Source organism: Hymenobacter sp. BRD67 (assembly GCF_013256425.1).
Classification (GTDB): domain Bacteria; phylum Bacteroidota; class Bacteroidia; order Cytophagales; family Hymenobacteraceae; genus Hymenobacter.
In genome coordinates this window covers 1,368,640-1,387,815 of sequence record NZ_CP053904.1, presented here as the reverse complement: position 1 = coordinate 1,387,815, position 19,176 = coordinate 1,368,640, and the positions used below count along the sequence as shown (strand labels likewise).

General features: G+C 62.2%; 14 protein-coding genes. 10 read left to right on the top strand and 4 right to left on the bottom strand.

Annotated features, from left to right (window positions below; translation table 11 throughout):
• Positions 1-10 precede the first annotated feature (10 nt).
• From GKZ67_RS06405 to GKZ67_RS06395, 4 genes are all read left to right on the top strand, one after another.
• Positions 11-2,455 (top strand): ABC transporter permease, encoded by a 2,445-nt coding sequence (locus GKZ67_RS06405; RefSeq protein ID WP_254245093.1) that lies wholly within the window; start codon positions 11-13, stop codon positions 2,453-2,455.
• The gene (locus tag GKZ67_RS23110) at positions 2,407-3,027 is read left to right on the top strand and encodes a hypothetical protein (protein ID WP_254245092.1); all 621 of its coding nucleotides are present in this window, start codon (positions 2,407-2,409) and stop codon (positions 3,025-3,027) included. The genes GKZ67_RS06405 and GKZ67_RS23110 overlap by 49 nt, the downstream gene beginning before the upstream one ends.
• A gap of 160 nt (positions 3,028-3,187) precedes the next feature.
• Positions 3,188-4,132, top strand: a complete 945-nt coding sequence (mdh, locus tag GKZ67_RS06400; RefSeq protein ID WP_151088338.1) for a malate dehydrogenase — start codon at positions 3,188-3,190, stop codon at positions 4,130-4,132.
• A 77-nt stretch (positions 4,133-4,209) separates the two neighbouring features.
• The gene (locus GKZ67_RS06395) at positions 4,210-5,274 is read left to right on the top strand and encodes a glycosyltransferase family 9 protein (RefSeq protein ID WP_173241622.1); all 1,065 of its coding nucleotides are present in this window, start codon (positions 4,210-4,212) and stop codon (positions 5,272-5,274) included.
• 6 nt (positions 5,275-5,280) lie between these two features.
• Here GKZ67_RS06395 and GKZ67_RS06390 read toward each other — a convergent pair whose 3' ends face one another.
• The 4 genes from GKZ67_RS06390 to pxpB all read right to left on the bottom strand — a co-directional run bounded on the left by GKZ67_RS06390 (position 5,281) and on the right by pxpB (position 9,001).
• Complete coding sequence (locus GKZ67_RS06390) at positions 5,281-6,465, bottom strand: NRAMP family divalent metal transporter (RefSeq protein ID WP_173241621.1); 1,185 nt, start codon at positions 6,463-6,465, stop codon at positions 5,281-5,283.
• Entirely contained in the window at positions 6,462-7,214 is a 753-nt protein-coding gene (locus tag GKZ67_RS06385; protein ID WP_317172250.1) for a 5-oxoprolinase subunit PxpA, read from the bottom strand. The genes GKZ67_RS06390 and GKZ67_RS06385 overlap by 4 nt, the downstream gene beginning before the upstream one ends.
• A gap of 93 nt (positions 7,215-7,307) precedes the next feature.
• Positions 7,308-8,312, bottom strand: coding sequence for a biotin-dependent carboxyltransferase family protein (locus tag GKZ67_RS06380; protein WP_173241619.1), 1,005 nt, complete (start codon positions 8,310-8,312; stop codon positions 7,308-7,310).
• A complete protein-coding gene (gene pxpB / locus GKZ67_RS06375; RefSeq protein WP_173241618.1) occupies positions 8,309-9,001 on the bottom strand; it encodes a 5-oxoprolinase subunit PxpB in 693 nt (230 codons plus the stop codon). Before pxpB ends, GKZ67_RS06380 begins: the two co-directional genes overlap by 4 nt.
• Positions 9,002-9,078: 77 nt before the next feature.
• Between pxpB and GKZ67_RS06370 the strand changes: the two genes are divergently transcribed.
• The 6 genes from GKZ67_RS06370 (at position 9,079) to GKZ67_RS06345 (ending at position 19,093) form a co-directional block, all read left to right on the top strand.
• A complete protein-coding gene (locus GKZ67_RS06370) occupies positions 9,079-11,658 on the top strand; it encodes a M1 family aminopeptidase (RefSeq protein WP_173241617.1) in 2,580 nt (859 codons plus the stop codon).
• Positions 11,659-11,770: 112 nt separating this feature from the next.
• Positions 11,771-13,006: a M16 family metallopeptidase gene (locus tag GKZ67_RS06365; RefSeq protein WP_173241616.1), complete on the top strand. Its 1,236-nt coding sequence runs from the start codon at positions 11,771-11,773 to the stop codon at positions 13,004-13,006.
• A 2-nt stretch (positions 13,007-13,008) separates the two neighbouring features.
• Positions 13,009-13,473 (top strand): YDG/SRA domain-containing protein, encoded by a 465-nt coding sequence (locus GKZ67_RS06360; RefSeq protein WP_173241615.1) that lies wholly within the window; start codon positions 13,009-13,011, stop codon positions 13,471-13,473.
• Positions 13,474-13,476: 3 nt separating this feature from the next.
• Positions 13,477-14,121, top strand: a complete 645-nt coding sequence (locus GKZ67_RS06355; protein ID WP_173241614.1) for an O-methyltransferase — start codon at positions 13,477-13,479, stop codon at positions 14,119-14,121.
• 131 nt (positions 14,122-14,252) lie between these two features.
• Positions 14,253-17,117, top strand: coding sequence for a TonB-dependent receptor (locus GKZ67_RS06350; protein ID WP_173241613.1), 2,865 nt, complete (start codon positions 14,253-14,255; stop codon positions 17,115-17,117).
• A 143-nt stretch (positions 17,118-17,260) separates the two neighbouring features.
• Positions 17,261-19,093, top strand: a complete 1,833-nt coding sequence (locus GKZ67_RS06345; RefSeq protein ID WP_173241612.1) for a LysM peptidoglycan-binding domain-containing protein — start codon at positions 17,261-17,263, stop codon at positions 19,091-19,093.
• Positions 19,094-19,176: the final 83 nt, after the last annotated feature.

Here is a 19,176-nt window from a genome sequence, read left to right as displayed (position 1 = left end):
CATCGGGTCGGTGGTGCTGTTGGTGGGCTACCTCATTGCCAGCTCATACCTCTCCGACCTCAAGAATGAGCATTTGGCGGCTACGCTTGATGCCTTTGGCCTCGGGGCCGTGGAGCTGACGACCCGCTACTGGACGGCCGCCGATAAAAATACGCGCCTGCTACCGCTCAGCTCGTTTGTGCTGCTCAACCGGGCCGTGTGGCTGGCGGTGGGGGTAGGCCTGCTCGCGTTTTGCTACGCCCGGTTCAGGTTCTCAGCTTTTGCTTCGGACAAAGCCCCCGGAAAGCGCAAAAATGCAGCGGCGACCGTGCTTGACGACGATACTGTAGTGCCAGCACTTGCCACGTTGCGGCTACCCCGCGTGGCGCAGGTGTTTACCACCTCTATGCACCTGCAGCAGTGGTGGAGCCTCACCAAGCTGGAATTTCGGGGCATCGTGCGGAACGTGTATTTCGCTGCCATTGTAGGGGCGGGCGTCATTTTTCTGCTTGCCACCTCCTCGCAGATTGGTAAAACCTTCGACACTACGACCTACCCCGTCACGGGTGAAGCAGTGAGCGTGCTCAGCGGCACATTCTTCCTGTTCCTGCTGATAATCATCATCTACTACAGCGGCGAGCTGGTGTGGCGCGAGCGCGAGGCCGGCGTGGCCCAGATTACCGATGCCGTGCCGGTGCCTACCTGGGTGCCGTTTATGAGCAAGCTGGCCGCCCTGGGCCTGGTGCAGGTGGTGCTGCTGATGGTGGTGCTGCTGTGCGGGCTGCTGGTGCAAACGGTGAAAGGGTATTTCCACTACGAAATCGGGCTGTACATCCAGGCGTTGTTTGGCCTGATGCTACCCTATTTGCTGCTGCTATGCGTGCTGGCCATGCTGGTGCAGGTGCTCGTGAACAACAAGTACCTGGGCTTCTTCGTGATGATATTATATTACTTAATCAATATATTTCGCGGGCAACTGGGCTTTACCCACCGGCTGCTGGCCTATGGCGGGGCACCCAGCGCGCCGCACTCCGACATGAACGGATACGGCCACTTCATGCCTGCTTTCTGGTGGACAAAGCTGTACTGGGTGGGCTGGGCTATTCTCTTTGTGCTGCTGGCCAATCTGCTTTGGGTGCGCGGCACCGACTCGAGCGGCCGCTGGGCCGAAGCGCGCCGACGCTGGGGCAGCAGCAGCACGCTGGCCGCTTTGGTGGGGCTAGTAATTGCCATCGGCACGGGCAGCTTTATTTACTATAACACCAATATTCTCAATCAGTACCGCACGCCCAAGCAGCAGGAAAAACTGCAAGTGCAGTACGAGCGCCAGTACCGTCGCCTCAAGGACGTGGCGCAGCCCCGCATCGTGGCCGTAGACCTGAATACCGACATCTTCCCAAGCACTAGGCGAGTGCATTTTCAGGGGCAGTTTATGCTGGTGAACAAGCACCCACGGCCCCTCGATACGGTGATTGTGAGTTTGCCCGCCGAGCAGCACCCGCGGCTGCGCCAGCTGGCCCTGGGCCAGCCCGGCACGGCCAGCCTGGTGCTGAATGACACGACCTCAGGTATCCGTCTGTACCGGCTGGCCAGGCCGCTGGCACCCGGCGACTCGCTACCGCTCACCATGAGCATCGACTACCGCGAGCTGGGTTTTCCAAACAGCGACTCGAACACCGACATCGTGTACAATGGCAGCTTCATCAGCTCCAATTACCTGCCCAGCCTGGGCTACCGCGAGAACGCCGAGCTGACCAACGACCAGACCCGCAAAAGCTACGGCCTCAAGCCGCGCCCGCGCATGGCACCGGTCAATAATTTGAAGGCCCGGCAGAATACATACATCAGCCAGGATGCGGACTGGATTCGGTTCCGCATTACGGTAAGTACCGAGGCCGACCAGACGGCCATCGCGCCGGGCTACCTGCAGAATGAATGGACGAAGGATGGCCGCCGCTATTTCACCTATGCCATGGACCGGCCGATGCTGAATTTCTACACCTTCCTCTCGGCCAGGTACCAGGAATACAAGGCCAACTGGGTTGATTCAGTGGGCCACCGCACCATCCCGATTACCATCTACTACCAGCCGGGCCACACCTACAACCTGGCCCGTATGGCAGCCGGTGCCCAGGCCGCGCTGGCATATTGCTCCAAGAACTTCTCACCCTACCAGCACCAGCAGGTGCGCATCCTGGAATTTCCGAACTACCAGCAGTTTGCCCAGAGCTTCGCCAATACGATTCCGTTTTCGGAGGCGATTGGCTTCATTGCCAAGGTTGACCCCAAAGACCCTGAAGACCTTGACTATCCGTTCTACGTGACGGCCCACGAGGTGGCGCACCAGTGGTGGGCGCACCAGGTAATCGGGGCAACGTGCAGGGTAGCACGCTCATGGTTGAGTCGATGGCGGAGTATTCGGCCTTCATGGTACTCAAGCACACGTTTGGCTACTACACCATGCAGAAATTCCTGAAAATTGACCAGCGGCGCTACCTGCAGGGCCGCGCCTTCGAGCGGAAGAAGGAGGTGCCGCTGGCCCTGGTCGAGAATCAGCAATACATTCACTACGGCAAGGGCTCGGTGGTGATGTACGCCTTGCAGGACTACATGGGCGAGCAAAAGCTCAATGCGGCCCTGCACGACTACGTGCACGCCGTGGCCTTCCAGGGCCCGCCCTACACCAACTCGACCGAGTTTATCAGCTACATCCGCCGGGCGGCACCCGACTCGCTTCAGCAGTTTATCACGGACAACTTCGACCGCATCACGCTTTACGAAAACCGTGTGACCGATGCCTCAGCTAAAAAGCTGCCCGATGGCCGCTACCAGGTCAACTTCACGGTGAAGAGCCAGAAGTTTTACGCCGACAGCACCGGCAACCAGCGGCCGGCCCCGAGCATGACTACATGCCCGTGGCCATTTTTCCCGCGCCGGGTCCCAGCAAGCAGCCCCTGCCGCCCCTACTGCTCATCAAGCGTCGCCTCGTGGCCGGCAACAACAAGCTGCAATTCGTGGTGGCCCAAAAGCCGGCCTCCGTGGCCGTAGACCCTTACCACGAGCTGATAGACCGGAACCTGGACGATAATACGAAAGAGGTGAAGCTGTAAGCGGTTCGGGCGCGGGCAACGTGCTCCTACCAATTTGGGCGTACTTTTACCGCGCCAGACTTGCTGGCACCGTTCCCTCCTACCCTTCATTTATTCTCATGAAAGTTACCGTAGTTGGGGCTGGCAATGTGGGCGCAACCTGCGCCGACGTGCTCGCCACCCGTGAAATTGCCAACGAAGTTGTACTGGTTGACATCAAGGAAGGCATTGCCGAAGGCAAAGCCCTCGATATCTGGCAGAAAGCGCCCATCATTGGGTACGATACCCGCACCGTAGGCGTTACCAACGACTACGCCCGCACCGCCGGCTCGGAAGTGGTAGTCATTACCTCGGGCCTGCCCCGCAAGCCCGGCATGAGCCGCGACGACCTGATTGCGACTAACGCCGGCATCGTAAAATCGGTAACCGAGCAGGTGGTGAAATATTCACCCAACGCTATTATTATCGTCGTATCGAACCCGCTCGACGTGATGACCTACCAGGCGCACCTCACCGCCAAGCTGCCCCGCGAAAAGGTGTTCGGCATGGCCGGTATCCTCGACACGGCCCGCTACCGCGCCTTCCTGGCCGAGGCCCTGAACGTGAGCCCCAAAGATATTCAGGCGGTGCTGATGGGCGGCCACGGCGACACCATGGTGCCGCTGCCCCGCTACACCACCGTGGGCGGTATTCCGGTTACGGAGCTGATTTCCAAAGACAAGCTGGACGCCATTGTGCAGCGCACCGCCGTAGGCGGCGGCGAGCTGGTAAAGCTCATGGGCACTTCGGCCTGGTACGCGCCTGGCGCGGCGGCCGCCCAAATGGTAGAAGCCATCGTGCGCGACCAGCGCCGGGTGTTCCCGGTGTGCCTCGAGCTGCAAGGCGAGTACGGCATCAACGGCGTGTACCTCGGCGCCCCGGTTATCCTGGGCAAAAACGGCGTGGAGCGCGTGATTGAATTGCAGCTCAACGACGAAGAGAAGGCAATGCTCGAAACCTCGCGCGGCCACGTGAAAGAGGTAATGGATGCGCTGGACAAGATGAGCGCTGCCCCGGCCGCGTAGGTTTGCCAGTAGTTTTTAACTGAGTGTGAAAAGCGGGTGGCCCGGGCCGCCCGCTTTTTTCGTTTTACCCCGCCCCCATGTCCGCCACCCTGCTCATCCAAACGGCCTTTATTGGCGACGTTATCCTGGCCACGGCGCTGGTTGAGTACCTGGCGCAGCACGAGCCGGGCCGGCCGCTCGATGTACTGGTGCGGCGCGGCAATGAAGGCTTGCTGGCTGGCAATCCGCACATTCGTCGCGTATTAATCTGGGATAAGAAAACCAGCAAGTACCCTAATCTGCTGCGCCTACTTAATCAGATTCGGCGGGAGAAATACGGCCGTGTGGTGACGCTGCAGCGCTTTGCCAGCACGGGGTTTCTCACGGCGTTTTCGGGCGCGGCCGAGCAGGTAGGCTTTGCCGAGAACCCATTCAGTCGGTTTTTCACGCGGCGCGTGCCGCACGTTATCGGCGATGGCACGCACGAGGTAACGCGCAACCTTTTTTTACTTAAAAATGAAAAATTAAAAATTAAAAATACGCGTGCTGAGTCAACAGAAAATGTAGGCTCAACACTCATTTTTAATTCTAAGCCTAAGCTCTACCCCACGCCCGCCGATGAGGCCGCCGCTGCAGCCTACGCAGCCGTGGGCGAATACCTCTGCCTGGCGCCCACTTCGGTATGGTTTACCAAGCAATACCCGGAGGAAAAGTGGCTGGAATTACTGGCCGCCCTGCCCGCCGATTTGCCGGTATACCTGCTCGGCGGCCCACCCGATACGGCGGCCTGCGAGCGGCTGGCGCAGGCCGCCAACCGACCGGGCGTGGTCAATCTATCAGGAAAATTATCCCTATTGGCTTCGGCGGCGCTGATGCGTGGGGCGGTGCTGAACTACGTGAACGACTCGGCCCCCCTCCACTTGTGCTCGGCCGTGGATGCGCCGGTGTGCGCTATTTTCTGCTCTACGGTGCCGGTGTTCGGGTTTGGGCCGCTGAGCACGTTTTCGCGCATTGTGGAGCATCCGGGGCCGCTGGCCTGCCGGCCGTGCGGGCTGCATGGGCACGCCCGCTGTCCGCTGGGTCATTTTCGCTGCGCACTGGAGATTGAAACGCCGCAACTGCTGGCGGCGCTGGCCGAGGCGCGCGCCTGGCGAATGAGGTAAAGCCCGCTAAGCCAGCAGCTCCCAGATGGCCCGCACGCTGAGGCTACCCATTATGAGTACCACCAGCCAGCCGGCGGCCAGCATCCAGCGCGGGTGGCGGTAGCTGCCCATGAGGCGGGGACTAGCGGCGGCTACGAGCACAATGGCGAGGGCTATGGGCAGTATCAGCCCGTTGATGGCGCCGGCAAAAATGAGCAGCTGAGTAGGCTTGCCAACCAGCACGAATATACTGGTTGACAACACGATAAACACCGAAATGCAGGCCCGCTCGTAGCGCTCGAATACGGGGTGAAACGTCTTGAAAAATGACACCGACGTGTAGGCGGCGCCCACCACGGAGGAAATGGCCGCGCTCCACAATATTATGCCGAATATGCGGAAGCCCACCTCGCCCGCCGCCGACCGGAACACCCCCGCCGCCGGGTTGTCGGCTTGCAGCACGGCCCCGTGGCTCAGCACCCCCACAATGGCCAGGAAGAGCACAAACCGCATAATGGTGGAAATAACGATGCCGCTGACGGCGCTGCGCGTCACTTCGGCCTGGCTACCAATGCCTTTTATACCGGCATCGAGCAGGCGGTGGGCGCCCGAAAACGTGATGTAGCCGCCCACCGTGCCGCCCACAATGGTGACAATGGCCGCCGCGCTTACCTTGGCCGGCAGCAGCGTGTGGTGCAGCGCCTGCAGCAGCGGCGGGTGCGCGCTGAAGGCAATTCCCAGCGTGAGCAGAATCTTAATCGTACCCAGAATCTTGGTAAAGCCGTCGAGCATCCTGCCGACTTCGCGCACCCAGAACAGCAGCAGCGCCACCCCGCAGCTGATAAGAGCGCCCTGCTCGTACGAGAGGCCGGTGAGCACATTCAGGCCCAGTCCGCAGCCGGCGATATTGCCGATATTGAAGGCGAAGCCGCCCAGAATAACCATACCCGCCAGGAAGTAGCCCAGCCCCGGCAGCAGGCGGTTGGCCAGGTCCTGCGCCCGCAACCCGCTCACCGTGAGTACGCGCCAGGTATTGAGCTGCGCGCCCACATCGAGCAGCACCGACACCAGAATAACAAACCCAAAGCTGGTGAGCAGCTGCTGGGTAAACACGGTAGTCTGGGTCAGAAAGCCGGGGCCGATGGACGAGTTGGCCATCAGAAAAGCAGCGCCCAGACTGGCTCCGCCGAGCGTACGAAACTTCAGCTTCATCGGGCGCTGGGCGCAACGGCGGGGGTAGCGCGCACCTCGATATTGGCCTGGGCCAGCGCCGTGCGCAGCTGCCGGGCAAAGTCCAGGGCGTGGGCCCCGTCGCCGTGCAGGCACACGGTATCGGCCCGGATGGCCACTTCCGGCCCCTGCTGGGTGCGCACCCAGCCGCCCTGCACCATGCGCAGCACCTGGGCAATGGCCGCGTCGGCGCTGGTAATGAGGGCGTCGGGCTGGCGGCGCGGCGTAAGTGTGCCGTCGCCCTGGTAGGTGCGGTCGGCAAATACCTCGTGCGCGGTTTTGAGGCCGATTTTTTCGCCAGCTTTGGTCAGCTCGGAGCCGGCCAGGCCGTAGAGCGTCAGCTCAGGCTGCACTTTATAAATGGCTTCGGCGATGCTCTCGGCTAACTTGGCATTGGTAGCGGCCATGTTGTAGAGCGCGCCGTGGGGCTTGAGGTGGTGCAGCTGGCCACCTTCGGCCCGCACCACGGCGGCCAGCGCCCCGAGCTGGTACACCGTCATATCGAAGGCTTCCTGGGGCGAAATGTCCAGGTTGCGGCGGCCAAAGCCTACCAGGTCGGGCAGGCCGGGGTGCGCGCCGATGGCCACGCCGTGGCGCAGGGCCAGCTGCACGGTCTGGCGCATCACGCCGGGGTCGCCGGCATGAAACCCGCAGGCGACGTTGGCAGAGGTGATAAGCGGCATTATTTCGGCGTCCTGGCCCAGCGTCCAGGCCCCGAAGCTTTCGCCCATATCACAGTTTAAATCGACAGAAGGCATGGTTACGCTAGGGGAAGATTACTATTCGGACTCGATGAGAAAGGGAGGCATAATATATTATTTATACTATATTATCCTCAGCTGAATGGCGCTGCTCAAGGCCCGCAGCCGCTGCTGCTGCGCAAGATACAGCGCCTGCGCCTCGGCGAGGGTAATTACCTGAAAGCGCAGGTGGATGCCGGGCAGCGCCTGCGCCAGGCGGCCCAAATCGGCCGAGATAACCTGGACCAGGCGTGGGTAGCCGCCGGTGGTCTGGCAATCGGCCAGCAGCACAATGGGCTGGCCCCCGGCCGGCACCTGCACCGTGCCAAACGTGACGGCGCTCGACAGCAGCTCGGCGGCGGTGTGCCGGGTGAGGGCCGGCCCACTCAGGCGGCAGCCCATGCGGTCAGTTTCAGTAGTTACGCCGAAAGTCTGCGCCCAGAAATTTTGCTGACTTTCGGGGGTAAACTGCTCATATTCCGGTCCGGGCAGCGCCCGCACCAGCAGCGCATCGGTAGGTTGGGCTCGGGGCTGGGCGGCATCGGCCCACCAGCTTGCTGCCGCCCAGCCACGGGGGTTTGCTGGCCGCAGCGCCGCAAACAGGTGCGCGCCGGTGGCCGACCACTCTCCTACCGGCAGCTCATCTCCGGCCCGCAAGGCCCGGCCCTGGAAACCACCCAGCGCGGCCCGCAGATACGTAGCGCGACTGCCCAGCACCATTGGCACGGCCACGCCGCCGGCTACGGCCAGATACGCCCGGCCACCCCGCGGCGGCGCATCAAATGTCAGGACCGTACCGGCCCGCACGGCCACCGGCCGGCTGGTGGGCACCGGCTGGCCGTTGATGCGGGCGGCCAGTTCGGCCCCGGTAAGGGCCAGCAACGCGTCCGTGTCAAAGCGCAGCGTGGGGCCGCGCAGCGTGCATTCGAGGCCGGCGGCAGTTTCGGGGTTGCCCACCAGCAGGTTGGCGGTGCATAGCGCCACGGCATCGAGCGCGCCGCTTACTACCAGCCCAGCCTGCTGGTAGCCAAACCGGCCCTGGTCCTGCACAGTGGTGAGCAACCCAGGTTTCAGCACGCTGATGCTCATGAGGCCAGCCGCTGAAACTCGGCCTCTGAAATAGATACAAAGCGCAGCCGCTGGCCCGCTTTCAATAAGCTGGGCTGGGCGCGGCCGGCATCGAACAGCCGCAGCGGCGTGCGCCCGATGAGCTGCCAGCCACCCGGCGTGGGCAGCGAATAGATGCCCGTTTGCATACCGGCAATGCCGACCGCGCCGGCCGGCACCAGCGGCCGGGGCTGGGCGCGGCGCGGGGTAGCCAGCTGCGCATCGAGCCCGCCGAGGTAGGGAAAGCCGGGCGCGAAACCAACCATGTACACCAGGTACTCGGCCTGGGCATGGAGGGCAATCACCTCTTCAGCTGTTACTTGCGCGTGCTGCGCCACCACCTCCAAATCGGGCCCGAACTCGCCGCCGTAGCAAACCGGTATTTCCACGAGCGCGCCGGGCGCATACTCGATGGCAGCAGCCCGGGCAGCCGGCAATAGGGCTTGCAGGCAGCTAGCTACCTGCTCGTAAGGTGGCAAATCACCGGCCTGCTGCAGCGCCCGACAATCGTAATACACCGTAAGCGTAGTGAAGGCCGGCACGTACTCGCGCAGGCCGGGTAGCGGGTGCTGGTCGAGCAGCCGGGCGAAGGCCTGAATGAGGCGGTGGGTAGCCGGGTCGATAGCCTGGCCGAGCTCCAGCACCAGGGCCGCGTCGCCGAGCGGATACATACGTAGGGGGCTGCGAGGTCAGGCATGCCGATAGCCGCTTAGTTTTGGGAATTATTCTTTAGCTGTTCTGCTAGTCAATGCCGGTTCACTTCCGTAAATATGGGGCGCTAAGCGGCCTGCTGCTCGCGGCCGCCTGCCAGCGGGCCGCCTACCCTACCACCAGCGCGCCGCCCGTAGTGCCCGGCGTGGCCCGCGAGCTGGCCGAGTTTCGCAAGCAAACCATCAGCCGCGTGCGGTATGAGGTGGAGCTGACGGTGCCCGCCGATAAAGCCGCCCCGGTGCGGGCGCAGGAAGCAGTGCAGTTTAATCTGCTGCATACCCACGCGCCCGTGCAGCTCGATTTTAAAGGCACCGCCGGCCAGCTGCACAGTCTCACTATTAATGGCCAGCCGGCCGCCATCGACTACCGGCAGGAACACCTGGTGCTGCCCGCCGCCGCGCTGCGCGCCGGCCACAACGTGGTACACATCGGCCTGGATGCCGGTGACTTATCGTTGAATCGCAATGCCGACTACCTCTACACGCTGCTCGTGCCCGACCGCGCCCGCACGGTGCTGCCGGTATTCGACCAGCCCAATCTGAAGGCGACTTTTACGCTGTCGCTCACCGTGCCGGCCGCCTGGCAGGCCGTAGCCAATGGGCCGCTGCACGACTCGATTCGCGTCGACGGGCAGAAAACCTACCATTTCCTGCCTTCCGACTCCATCAGCACCTATTTGTTTTCGTTTGCCGCCGGCCGGTTTACGCCGGTGCAGCGCCAGGTGGCGGGGCGCCCGATGAATTTCTATCACCGCGAAACGGACACGACCAAAATCCGGCTCAGCGTGCCCGTTATTTTTAAGCTGCACGGCGAGGCGCTGGCCTTTCTGGAAAATTACACCGGCCTCGCCTTTCCGTTTCAGAAGTTCGACTTTACGGCTATCCCCGACTTCCAGTACGGCGGCATGGAGCACGTCGGCAACATCGACTACAAAGCTTCTTCGCTGTTTCTGGATGAAGGCGCGACCAAGGACCAGCTGCTGGCCCGCCAGAATCTCATCGGCCACGAAACGGCCCACATGTGGTTTGGCGACCTCGTGACCATGCAGTGGTTCAACGACGTGTGGATGAAGGAGGTGTTTGCCAATTTCATGGCCGACAAGATGAACCCCGAGGCCTCGGCCGGCCCGGCGCAGCTGCTCAAGTTTGTCACCGACCACTACCCCACCGCCTACGCCGTGGACCGCACCGCAGGGGCCAACCCCATTCGGCAGCCGCTCGAAAACCTCCAGGATGCCGGCTCGCTCTACGGGAATATTATTTACCACAAAGCCCCTATTATGATGCGCCAGCTGGAGCGCCTGATGGGCGAAAAGCCGTTTCAGGAAGGCGTGCGTGAGTACCTCAAAAAGTACGCCCACGGCAACGCTACCTGGCCCGACCTCATCACTATTCTCGACGCCCACACGCCCGCCGACCTGCAAGCCTGGAACCAGGTGTGGGTAAACCAGCCCGGCCGGCCGGTGTTCGACTACGAGCTGACGCCCCAAGGAGGCCAGCCTACGCAGCTCGTTATCCGGCAGCACGCCGAAGATGGCTCAGACCGCCTCTGGCCCCAGCAGTTTGAGGTGTCGCTGATATACCCCGGCGGCCCCGTCGAGCTAACGGTAAATATGACGCAGCGCGCGGTGAGCCTGCCGCTGCCCGCCGGCCGGCCCGCTCCCAGCTACGTGCTGCTCAACTCGCAGGGGCTGGGCTACGGCGTGTTTCCGGTGGCCCCGCAGGCGGCCGATAACCTGGCCACGCTCACCGACCCGGTGGCCCGCGCCAGCACCTATATCGCGCTTTATGAGAATATGCTCAATGGCCGGGGCTACGCGCCGCGCCCACTACTCGACCGCTACCTCGCCCAAACCGCGCACGAAACCAACGACCTCAATATCAAGCTCCTCACCGGGCAGCTGAGCGATATTTACTGGAAATTCCTGAAGCCCGCCCAGCGCACGGCCCTGGCCCCGGCGATGGAAAAGGCGCTGTGGCAGGCCATGCTGCAGCAGACGCGGCCCGGCGAGCAGAAGCTGTATTTCAAGGCTTACCAGAGCATCGCGCTGACTCCGGAAGCCCAGGCGCGGCTCTACGACATCTGGCAGCGCCAGAAAGCGCCCGGCCTGGTGAAGCTCACGGAAGACGACTACACCGCGCTGGCCCTGGCGCTGGCCGTGCGCGACTACGCCGCCCCTCAACCCATTCTGACGCAGCAGCTGGCCCGCATTACCAACGTAGACCGCCGCCAGCGGCTGGAGTTTTTACTGCCGGCTCTCTCGCCCGACGTGGCCACGCGCGACGCCTTTTTTGCCTCGCTGAAGCAGGAGAAAAACCGCGAGAAGGAAGCCTGGGTGCAGAGCGCCCTCGGCTACCTGCACCACCCGCTGCGGGCGGCTACCTCAGAAAAATACCTGCCCGAAAGCCTGAATCTATTGGCCGAAATTCAGCTGACGGGCGATATATTTTTCCCGGCCGGCTGGCTCCAGAGCACCCTGGGCTACTACCAGACGCCCACGGCGGCCCGTACCGTGCGCGAGTTTCTGGCCGCGCACCCTGCTTATAATCGGCAGCTGCGGGCCAAGCTTTTGCAGGCGGCCGACGACCTGTTTCGGGCCGAAAAGCTGGCCATGTAGCGTGGACTCTGCGAGTCCGCGCGTGGTATTCACCTGAACGTTCTCACGCGCGGACTCGCAGAGTCCACGCTACGGGCGCGAACTTTGTTGCTTTCGTCGGTTACTAGCTACAATGTCTGATTACCATCAATTCGAATATCCCAACGGCATCCGGCTCTTGCACAAGGAGGTGCCGCACACCAAAATTGCGCACTGCGGCTTTTTGCTCGACATCGGCTCGCGCGATGAGCAGGTTCACCAACAGGGCCTGGCGCATTTCTGGGAGCACATGGCCTTCAAGGGCACGCACAAGCGCAAGTCGTTTCACATCCTCAACCGCCTCGAAACGGTGGGCGGCGAGCTGAATGCCTACACCACCAAGGAGAAAATCTGCTTCTACGCCACGCTGCTCAGCACCCATTTTGAGCGCGCTTTTGAATTACTTACCGACCTGACGTTCAACTCGATATTTCCCGAAAAGGAAGTAGAGAAAGAGCGCGGCGTGATTCTGGAGGAGATGAGCATGTACCAGGATGCGCCCGAAGATGCCATTATCGACGACTTCGACGCCGTTATCTACGGGCAGCACCCGCTGGGCATCAATATCCTGGGCACCCGCGAGAGTGTGAGCGGCTTTCAAACCGCTGATTTTCACACTTTCTACGATGAGAATGTGCGCACCGACCGGCTGGTATTCAGCTCCGTTAGCAACCTGTCCTTTAAAGAAGTGAAGCGGCTGGCCGACCGCTTTCTGGCGCCCATTCCGGCCCGGCTGGGGCCGCGCGAGCGCCTGCCCTTTGCGGGCTACGTGCGCCACGACCGCACCGAGCAGCGACCCATCTCGCAGGCCCACTGCCTGGTAGGCGGCCCCGCCTACCCACTCACCGACGAGCGCCGGGTGCCGTTTTTTATGCTCAATAATATCCTGGGTGGCCCCGGCATGAACTCGCGCCTCAACCTGGCCGTGCGCGAAAAATATGGCTTGGTCTATACTATCGACAGCAGCTATTCGCCCTACACCGACACCGGCTTATTTGGCATCTACTTCGGCACCGAGGCCAAGCAGCTCAGCCGCACCCTGGGCCTGGTGCAGAAAGAGCTGAAGCTACTGCGAGAGAAGGAATTGACTACCAGTCAGCTGCACGTAGCCAAAAACCAGCTCATGGGCCAGCTCGCCATGAGTGAGGAAAGCAACTCGGGCCTGATGCAGCTGCTGGGCAAAAGCACCCTCGACCTAGGCCGCGTAGAGCCGCTGAGCGAGATTTTCGAGCGTATCGAGCGCGTCTCCTCCACCGAGCTGCGCGAGCTGGCCAACGAGGTGCTGGCCGAGGCCAACCTGAGCATTTTGCAGTACGTGCCGGAGAAATAGCCATGGCGGCTATTCCAACTTTCGGCCACATAGGCCTGGCGCGACCGGGTGACTTATTTGCCTCGCGCCTCGACTTATCGCTACGTGGGCAGCACCGACCGCCGCGGGCCGGCGTGTGCGCCACTGTTGCACACGGCGCTGAAAGTATCATTTTGGCCGACCAATATGAGGATGATGAAATCCACGACGACTACTTCTGGTACGCGGGGCACGGTGGGCGCGATACCAAAACCGGCCGCCAGGTAGCCGACCAGGACCTCAACCACCGCAACCAGGCGCTGATGCGCAGCCAAGACACCGGGCGGCCCATCCGGGTTTTCCGGCGTATCGACGCGGCCCCGGCGGGCGGGCAGTTTCGCTACGAAGGCTTGTTTTATATAGTGAATTTTGAATATAAAGCGGGCAAGTCCGGGTTTGGGGTATACCGCTTTCGGCTAGAGCCGTGGCGGGCCAAGACAGACAACTAAGCAATGACCGACGACGCTATTCAGGACTACGCCAACGCCCACTCGGAGCCCGAGCCGCCGCTGCTGCACGCGCTCTGGCGCGAAACCCACTTGCAGCTGCTGATGCCGCGCATGGCCACCGGCCACTGGCAGGGCCGGCTGCTGAGTATGCTTTCGCACCTGCTGAAGCCCCGGCGGGTGCTGGAAATCGGCACCTTTACGGGCTACGCGACGCTGTGCCTGGCCGAAGGCTTACCTGCTGATGGCCAGCTGCATACCATTGAGATTAATCCTGAGCGTGAAAGCCGCATCCGGCGCTACGTGGCGGCTGCGGGGCTCACCGAGCGCGTGCAGCTGCACATTGGCGATGCGGCCGATGTTTTGGCGGGCTTGGTCGGCGAAGTGTGGGACTTAGTCTTTATTGACGCAGACAAGCTCCATAACAGCCGGTACTTTGAGCTGGTGGTCAACCAGCTGCGGCCGGGCGGGCTGCTCATCGTGGACAATGTGCTGTGGGGCGGCAAGGCATTAGCCGATTATCCGCTCAAAGCCAACGACCATGATACCCGCGCCGTACGTGCTTTTAATGAGCAAGTACAGCAGGACCCGCGCGTAGTGCCGCTGCTGCTGCCCGTGCGCGATGGCCTGCTGCTGCTGCGCAAAAAGTGAGCCGCCGCTTTTGCAGGCGCAGCCTGGTTAAAACAACCAAAAACGACAATAAAAAGCAAGTACTTATGCGTTTTTTACTTTTAACCGGGTTAATTTGGCTAGCGGCCTTTAGTGCCTTCGCGCAAAGTGCGGTGCGAGGCAAAGTGCTCGATGCCAAAGACCAAAGCCCGCTAATCGGAGCCAACGCGGTACTTATTCACCTGCCCGATTCGGTCCGTATCGGCTCGGCGGTAAATGCCGATGGCAGCTTTCAGATTGAAAACGTAACTCCCGGCCGCTATATATTCCTGGCTTCTTTCATTGGCTACCAGGAGCAGCGCCAGCCCGTAACGGTGCCGGCAGGCGGTGCGCCCGTAGAGCTGGGTACCATTGCAATGCAGGCCGGGGGCGTCGCCCTCAAAACGGTAGTGGTAACCGGCCAGGATGTGCAGGCCGTGCAGCACGGCGACACGACCAGCCTCAACGCCAAAGCGTTTAAGACAAACCCCGATGCCACGGCCGGCGACCTCATCACCAAGATGCCGGGCATCTCGGTCGATGCTACGGGCAAAACCCAGGCCCAGGGCGAGCAGGTGCAGCAGGTGCTCGTCGACGGCAAGCCCTTTTTCGGTACCGACCCCGACGCGGTGCTCAAAAACCTGCCCGCCGATGCCATCGACCGCGTCGAGATTTTCGACCAGCAGAGCGAGCAGAGTCGCTTTTCGGGCTTTAACGACGGCAACACTCAAAAGACGCTCAACATCATTACCAAGCCCTCCTTTCGGAACGGACAGTTTGGACGGGCAGTGGCGGGCGCGGGCCCTGACCGCTACCAGGCCAGCCTGAACCTCAACGACTTTCACGGCGACCGGCGCATGACGGTGCTGGCCCAGAGCAACAACGTAAACCAGCAGAACTTCGGCACCGACGACCTGCTGGGCGTGATTGGCAACTCGGCGGGCGGGGGCGGAGGCCGGGGCGGCGGAGGCGGAGGGGGCGGCGGAGGCTCCAGCGTCGGCAACTTTCTGGTGAGCCAGAACGGCGGTATCAGCACAACCACGGCGGGCGGCCTCAACTATTCGAATACCTGGGCTAAGAAAACAGAGCTAACGGGCAGCTACTTTTTCAACCATTCTAATAATACCCTCAACAGCACCACTTTGCGGCAGTTTGTGGGAGCCAACACGACCTACAACGAAACCTCGCTTTCGGGCAGCACCAACATCAACCACCGCGCCAATATCCGCCTCGACCAGAAAATCGACTCGATGACCTCGGTGCTGTTCCGGCCCCGGCTGTCGTGGCAGCAAAACGATGCCAGCAAAACCCTGAACGGCGTCACGTCCCTCAATGGCCTGACGCAGAGTCAGATTAACACGCTATATCAGTCGAATAACCAGGGTACCAACCCGGCCGGCGACCTGCTGCTGCGCCGGCGGCTGGGCCACCGTGCCGGGCGCACGCTCTCGCTCAGCCTCAACGGCTCGTACAACGCCCGCACCGGCACGTCTATTCTGAATACCACCAGCGTTGATACTACCAAAAGCCACTCCAGCGCCAACCTCAACCAACAGGCGCTGCTGAAGCAGCACAGCAATAGTATCGCGGGCAACCTGGCTTATACCGAGCCAGTGGGCAAGCACGCGCAGCTGCAGGCCAACTACGCCCTGAGCTACGCGCCAAATAACTCGGACAAGCGCACCTACGACTTTAATCCCGGCGACCGGCAGTACTCGCGGCTCGATACGGCACTAAGCAATGTATTCAATAATTACTATCTTACCCAGGGTGGCGGCCTGAGCTACCGCTACAATACGCGCAAGCTGCAGGCCTCGGTGGGCGCCAGCGCGCAGGTAGCGCGCCTGGAGGGCGACCAGACCTTTCCGCGGCCCGGCCCGGTTAACTATACTTTCTGGAACGTATTGCCCCAGGCCAACCTGATGTGGCGGCCCGACCGCTCGCACAACCTGCGCCTGTTTTACCGCACCAGCACCAACGCGCCGAGCCTGAACCAGCTGCAGGCTGTAGTCAACAACTCCAATCCCTTGCAGCTGACCATCGGTAATCCGGAGCTGCACCAGGAATATAACCACAGCTTTGTGGCCCGCTATACGTCGGCACGCGCCGACAAAAACAGTAACTTCTTTGCCTTTTTGTCGGGCAGCTATACCCAAAATCCCATCTCAAACCGCACGATTGTAGCGGCTCGCGACACCACGGTAGTGGTGCGCAATGGTACCGATGCCGGCCAGTCCCTGCGCCTACCCGCCGGCGGGCAGCTCACCCAGTCGACCAACCTGCAGCAGGAATACACGGTGCGGGCCGTGGCCAACTACGGCCGCCCGCTCGCGGTTATCAAGTCCAACATCAATGCCACGCTGGGGGCTACGCTCAGTCAGAACCCCGGCATTGTCAATAATGCCCTGAACTACGCCCGCACCCCGGCCCTGACCGGCGGCCTGGTGCTGAGCAGCAACGTGAGCCCGAAGCTGGACTTTACGCTCTCGTCGAACTCGACTCAGAGCTACGTGCGTAATACCCTCAGCAAGCAGCTTGATAACAGCTACTTCAACCAACTAACGCGCTTTAAGCTGAGCTGGATAGTGGGGCCGGGCATCTCGTTTCAGACTGATGTGGCCCATCAGCTCTACCGCGGCCTGAGCAGCAGCTACAACCAGAACTACGTGCTCTGGAACGCCTCTATCGGCAAGAAGGTATTTCCGGGCCAGCGCGGCGAAATCAAGCTCTACGCCTTCGATATTCTCAAGCAAAACCGCGCCATTCAGCGCAACGTGACGGAGGCGTATTACGAAGACGTGCAAACCACCGTGCTCCAGCAATATTTCATGCTGATGTTTACCTATAACATTCGCTCGGCCAACATGACGGCCCTGCCCACCGCGCCCGAAGAGCGGGGCGGCGGGCGGCGCGGCGGCTTTGAGGGCCGGCCCGGTGGCGGCCAGGGGGGCGGTCAGGGCGGCCCGCCCGGTGGCTTCGGCGGCCCGCCCGGCGGCTAGCCTTGGCGCTCGTTTTGCGTAATAAGGGAAGTTGGGGTGGCCGTGCGGGCTGCTACAGCCGCGTCGGCCGCCCTTTCACCTTCTCACTTTTTCCCCTAACTTGCCAGCTGTAGTTGAGAGGGAGCGTTGACTGACTTTACGTTATGAGAAAAATCTTACCCGTCTTGCTGCTGGGGCTGGCCAGCCGCCCGGCGCTGGCACTACCGGGCACCAGTGCGCCTATAGTACCCGCCACGCTCGACGTGGCGGGCCTGCACCTGACGCTCGACGCCGATGCCCGGCAGCTGATACAAGCCAAAGTGAATAGCCTGTGCCGCCACACCGCCTCGTTTGAGGCCCGCGTGGCACTGGCCGAGTCGGCTTTTCCGCTCATCGAGCAAGTGCTGGCTGAGGAAGGGATTCCGGCCGACTTCCGCTACCTCGTGCTGCAGGAGAGTGCACTGCAAGGCAACGCCGAAAGCGCCCACGGGGCCGTGGGCTACTGGCAGCTGAAGCGCGAAACGGCGCTGGGCCTGGGCCTGACCGTGAACAGCACCATTGACGAGCGCCGCCACCTGATAGCCAGCACCCGCGCCGCCGCCCGCTACCTCAATCGCAACAATGCCACGCTCCACAACTGGGCCAATGCGCTGCTCAGCTATAATACCGGCCTGGGCGGCGTGCGCCCCTTCACCCGGCCCGGCGACGCCGACGCTACCGAGCTGGCTTTCACCAGCCAGACCAATCAGTACCTGCTCGATTTTATAGCCCAGAAAGTAGCCTTTGAGCCGGCCTGTGCTCAGCAAACAGTGCCCTTCGTACCCTGGCGCGAGGTGCCCGCTGCCCCTGGCCAGAGCCTGGCCCAGCAAGCCGCGGCCCTCTCGGCCGACCCGGCCGCCGTGGCCCGGCTCAACCCCTGGCTGCTGACTGGCACCGTGCCGCAGGATGGCCGCCCGTACACCCTGCTGGTACCCTTGGCCACCGGCCCGCTCCTGGCGGTCAGTGCGGCCCCGACCCTACCCGCGGCGGCGCTTCCCGCCCCTACCTATCTGCGCATCAATGGGCTGAAAGCCTTGCTGGCCCAGCCCGGCGAATCGGCCGCGGCGCTGGCTCAGCGCGGCGGTGCCAGCCTGAGCTTTTTTCAGAAAGTAAACGAGCTGGCTGCCAACGAGGCCCCCGTTCCGGGTGAGCCGTACTTTTTTCAGCGAAAGAAGGAAGCATCCGAAGAAGATTACCACGTAGTGGCTCCCGGCCAGACGCTGGCCGCCGTGGCCCAGCACTACGGCGTGCTGCGCCGGTCGCTGCGCTTTTTCAATCGCCTGCCTACTGATGAGGCGGTGCGGCCGGGCCTCGTGCTCTGGCTCAGCCACGCCCGGCCCCGTACTATTGCCGCTGAGTACCAGCCGGTACCCTGTACGCGGCAGGTGGCAGCACGGCCCGCGCCCGAGCCGGAAGCCACTGCGCCCCAGCCCTACAACCCGGCCGACGACGAGGAGCTGGCAAGTATTAATGAGCTACCCACCGAAGTACCAGGGCCGCCCGTACAGCCGCTGCCTACCCAGCGCCCGGCCATACTGAGCGAAGGCTTACCCAGCCCCGACCCAGCGATAGCAATGGTGCGCCTGCCCACGTCGGCGGTTTTGCGTCCGGTGCCGGCCGCCGACTTCAGCCACCCTTACCTGGTAGCGCCCGGCGAAACTCTGTATGCGCTGGCCCGGCGCGTGGGTGTGCGCCCGGCCGAGCTGGCAGCCTGGAACAACCTTTCGCCCTCGACGCCCCTGCGCGCCGGCCAGCTGCTGCGCCTGAGCCCACCCGCTACCGAGCCCGAACCGACGGCCAGCAACGTCTCCAGCGGCGCTTATACCGTAGCGGCCGGCGACACCTTTTACAGCATTTCCCGGCGCTATGGCTGCACCGTGGCCCAGCTGCTGGCGCATAATGAGCGGGCTACGCCCACGCTGCGCGTAGGCGAAACGCTGCGGGTACCCATGCTATAGAAAATTCACTATATCAAAAGAGCCAGCTCATCAGGGATGAGCTGGCTCTTTTGATAGGCACAAGCTATTTGGAAGGTTATAAA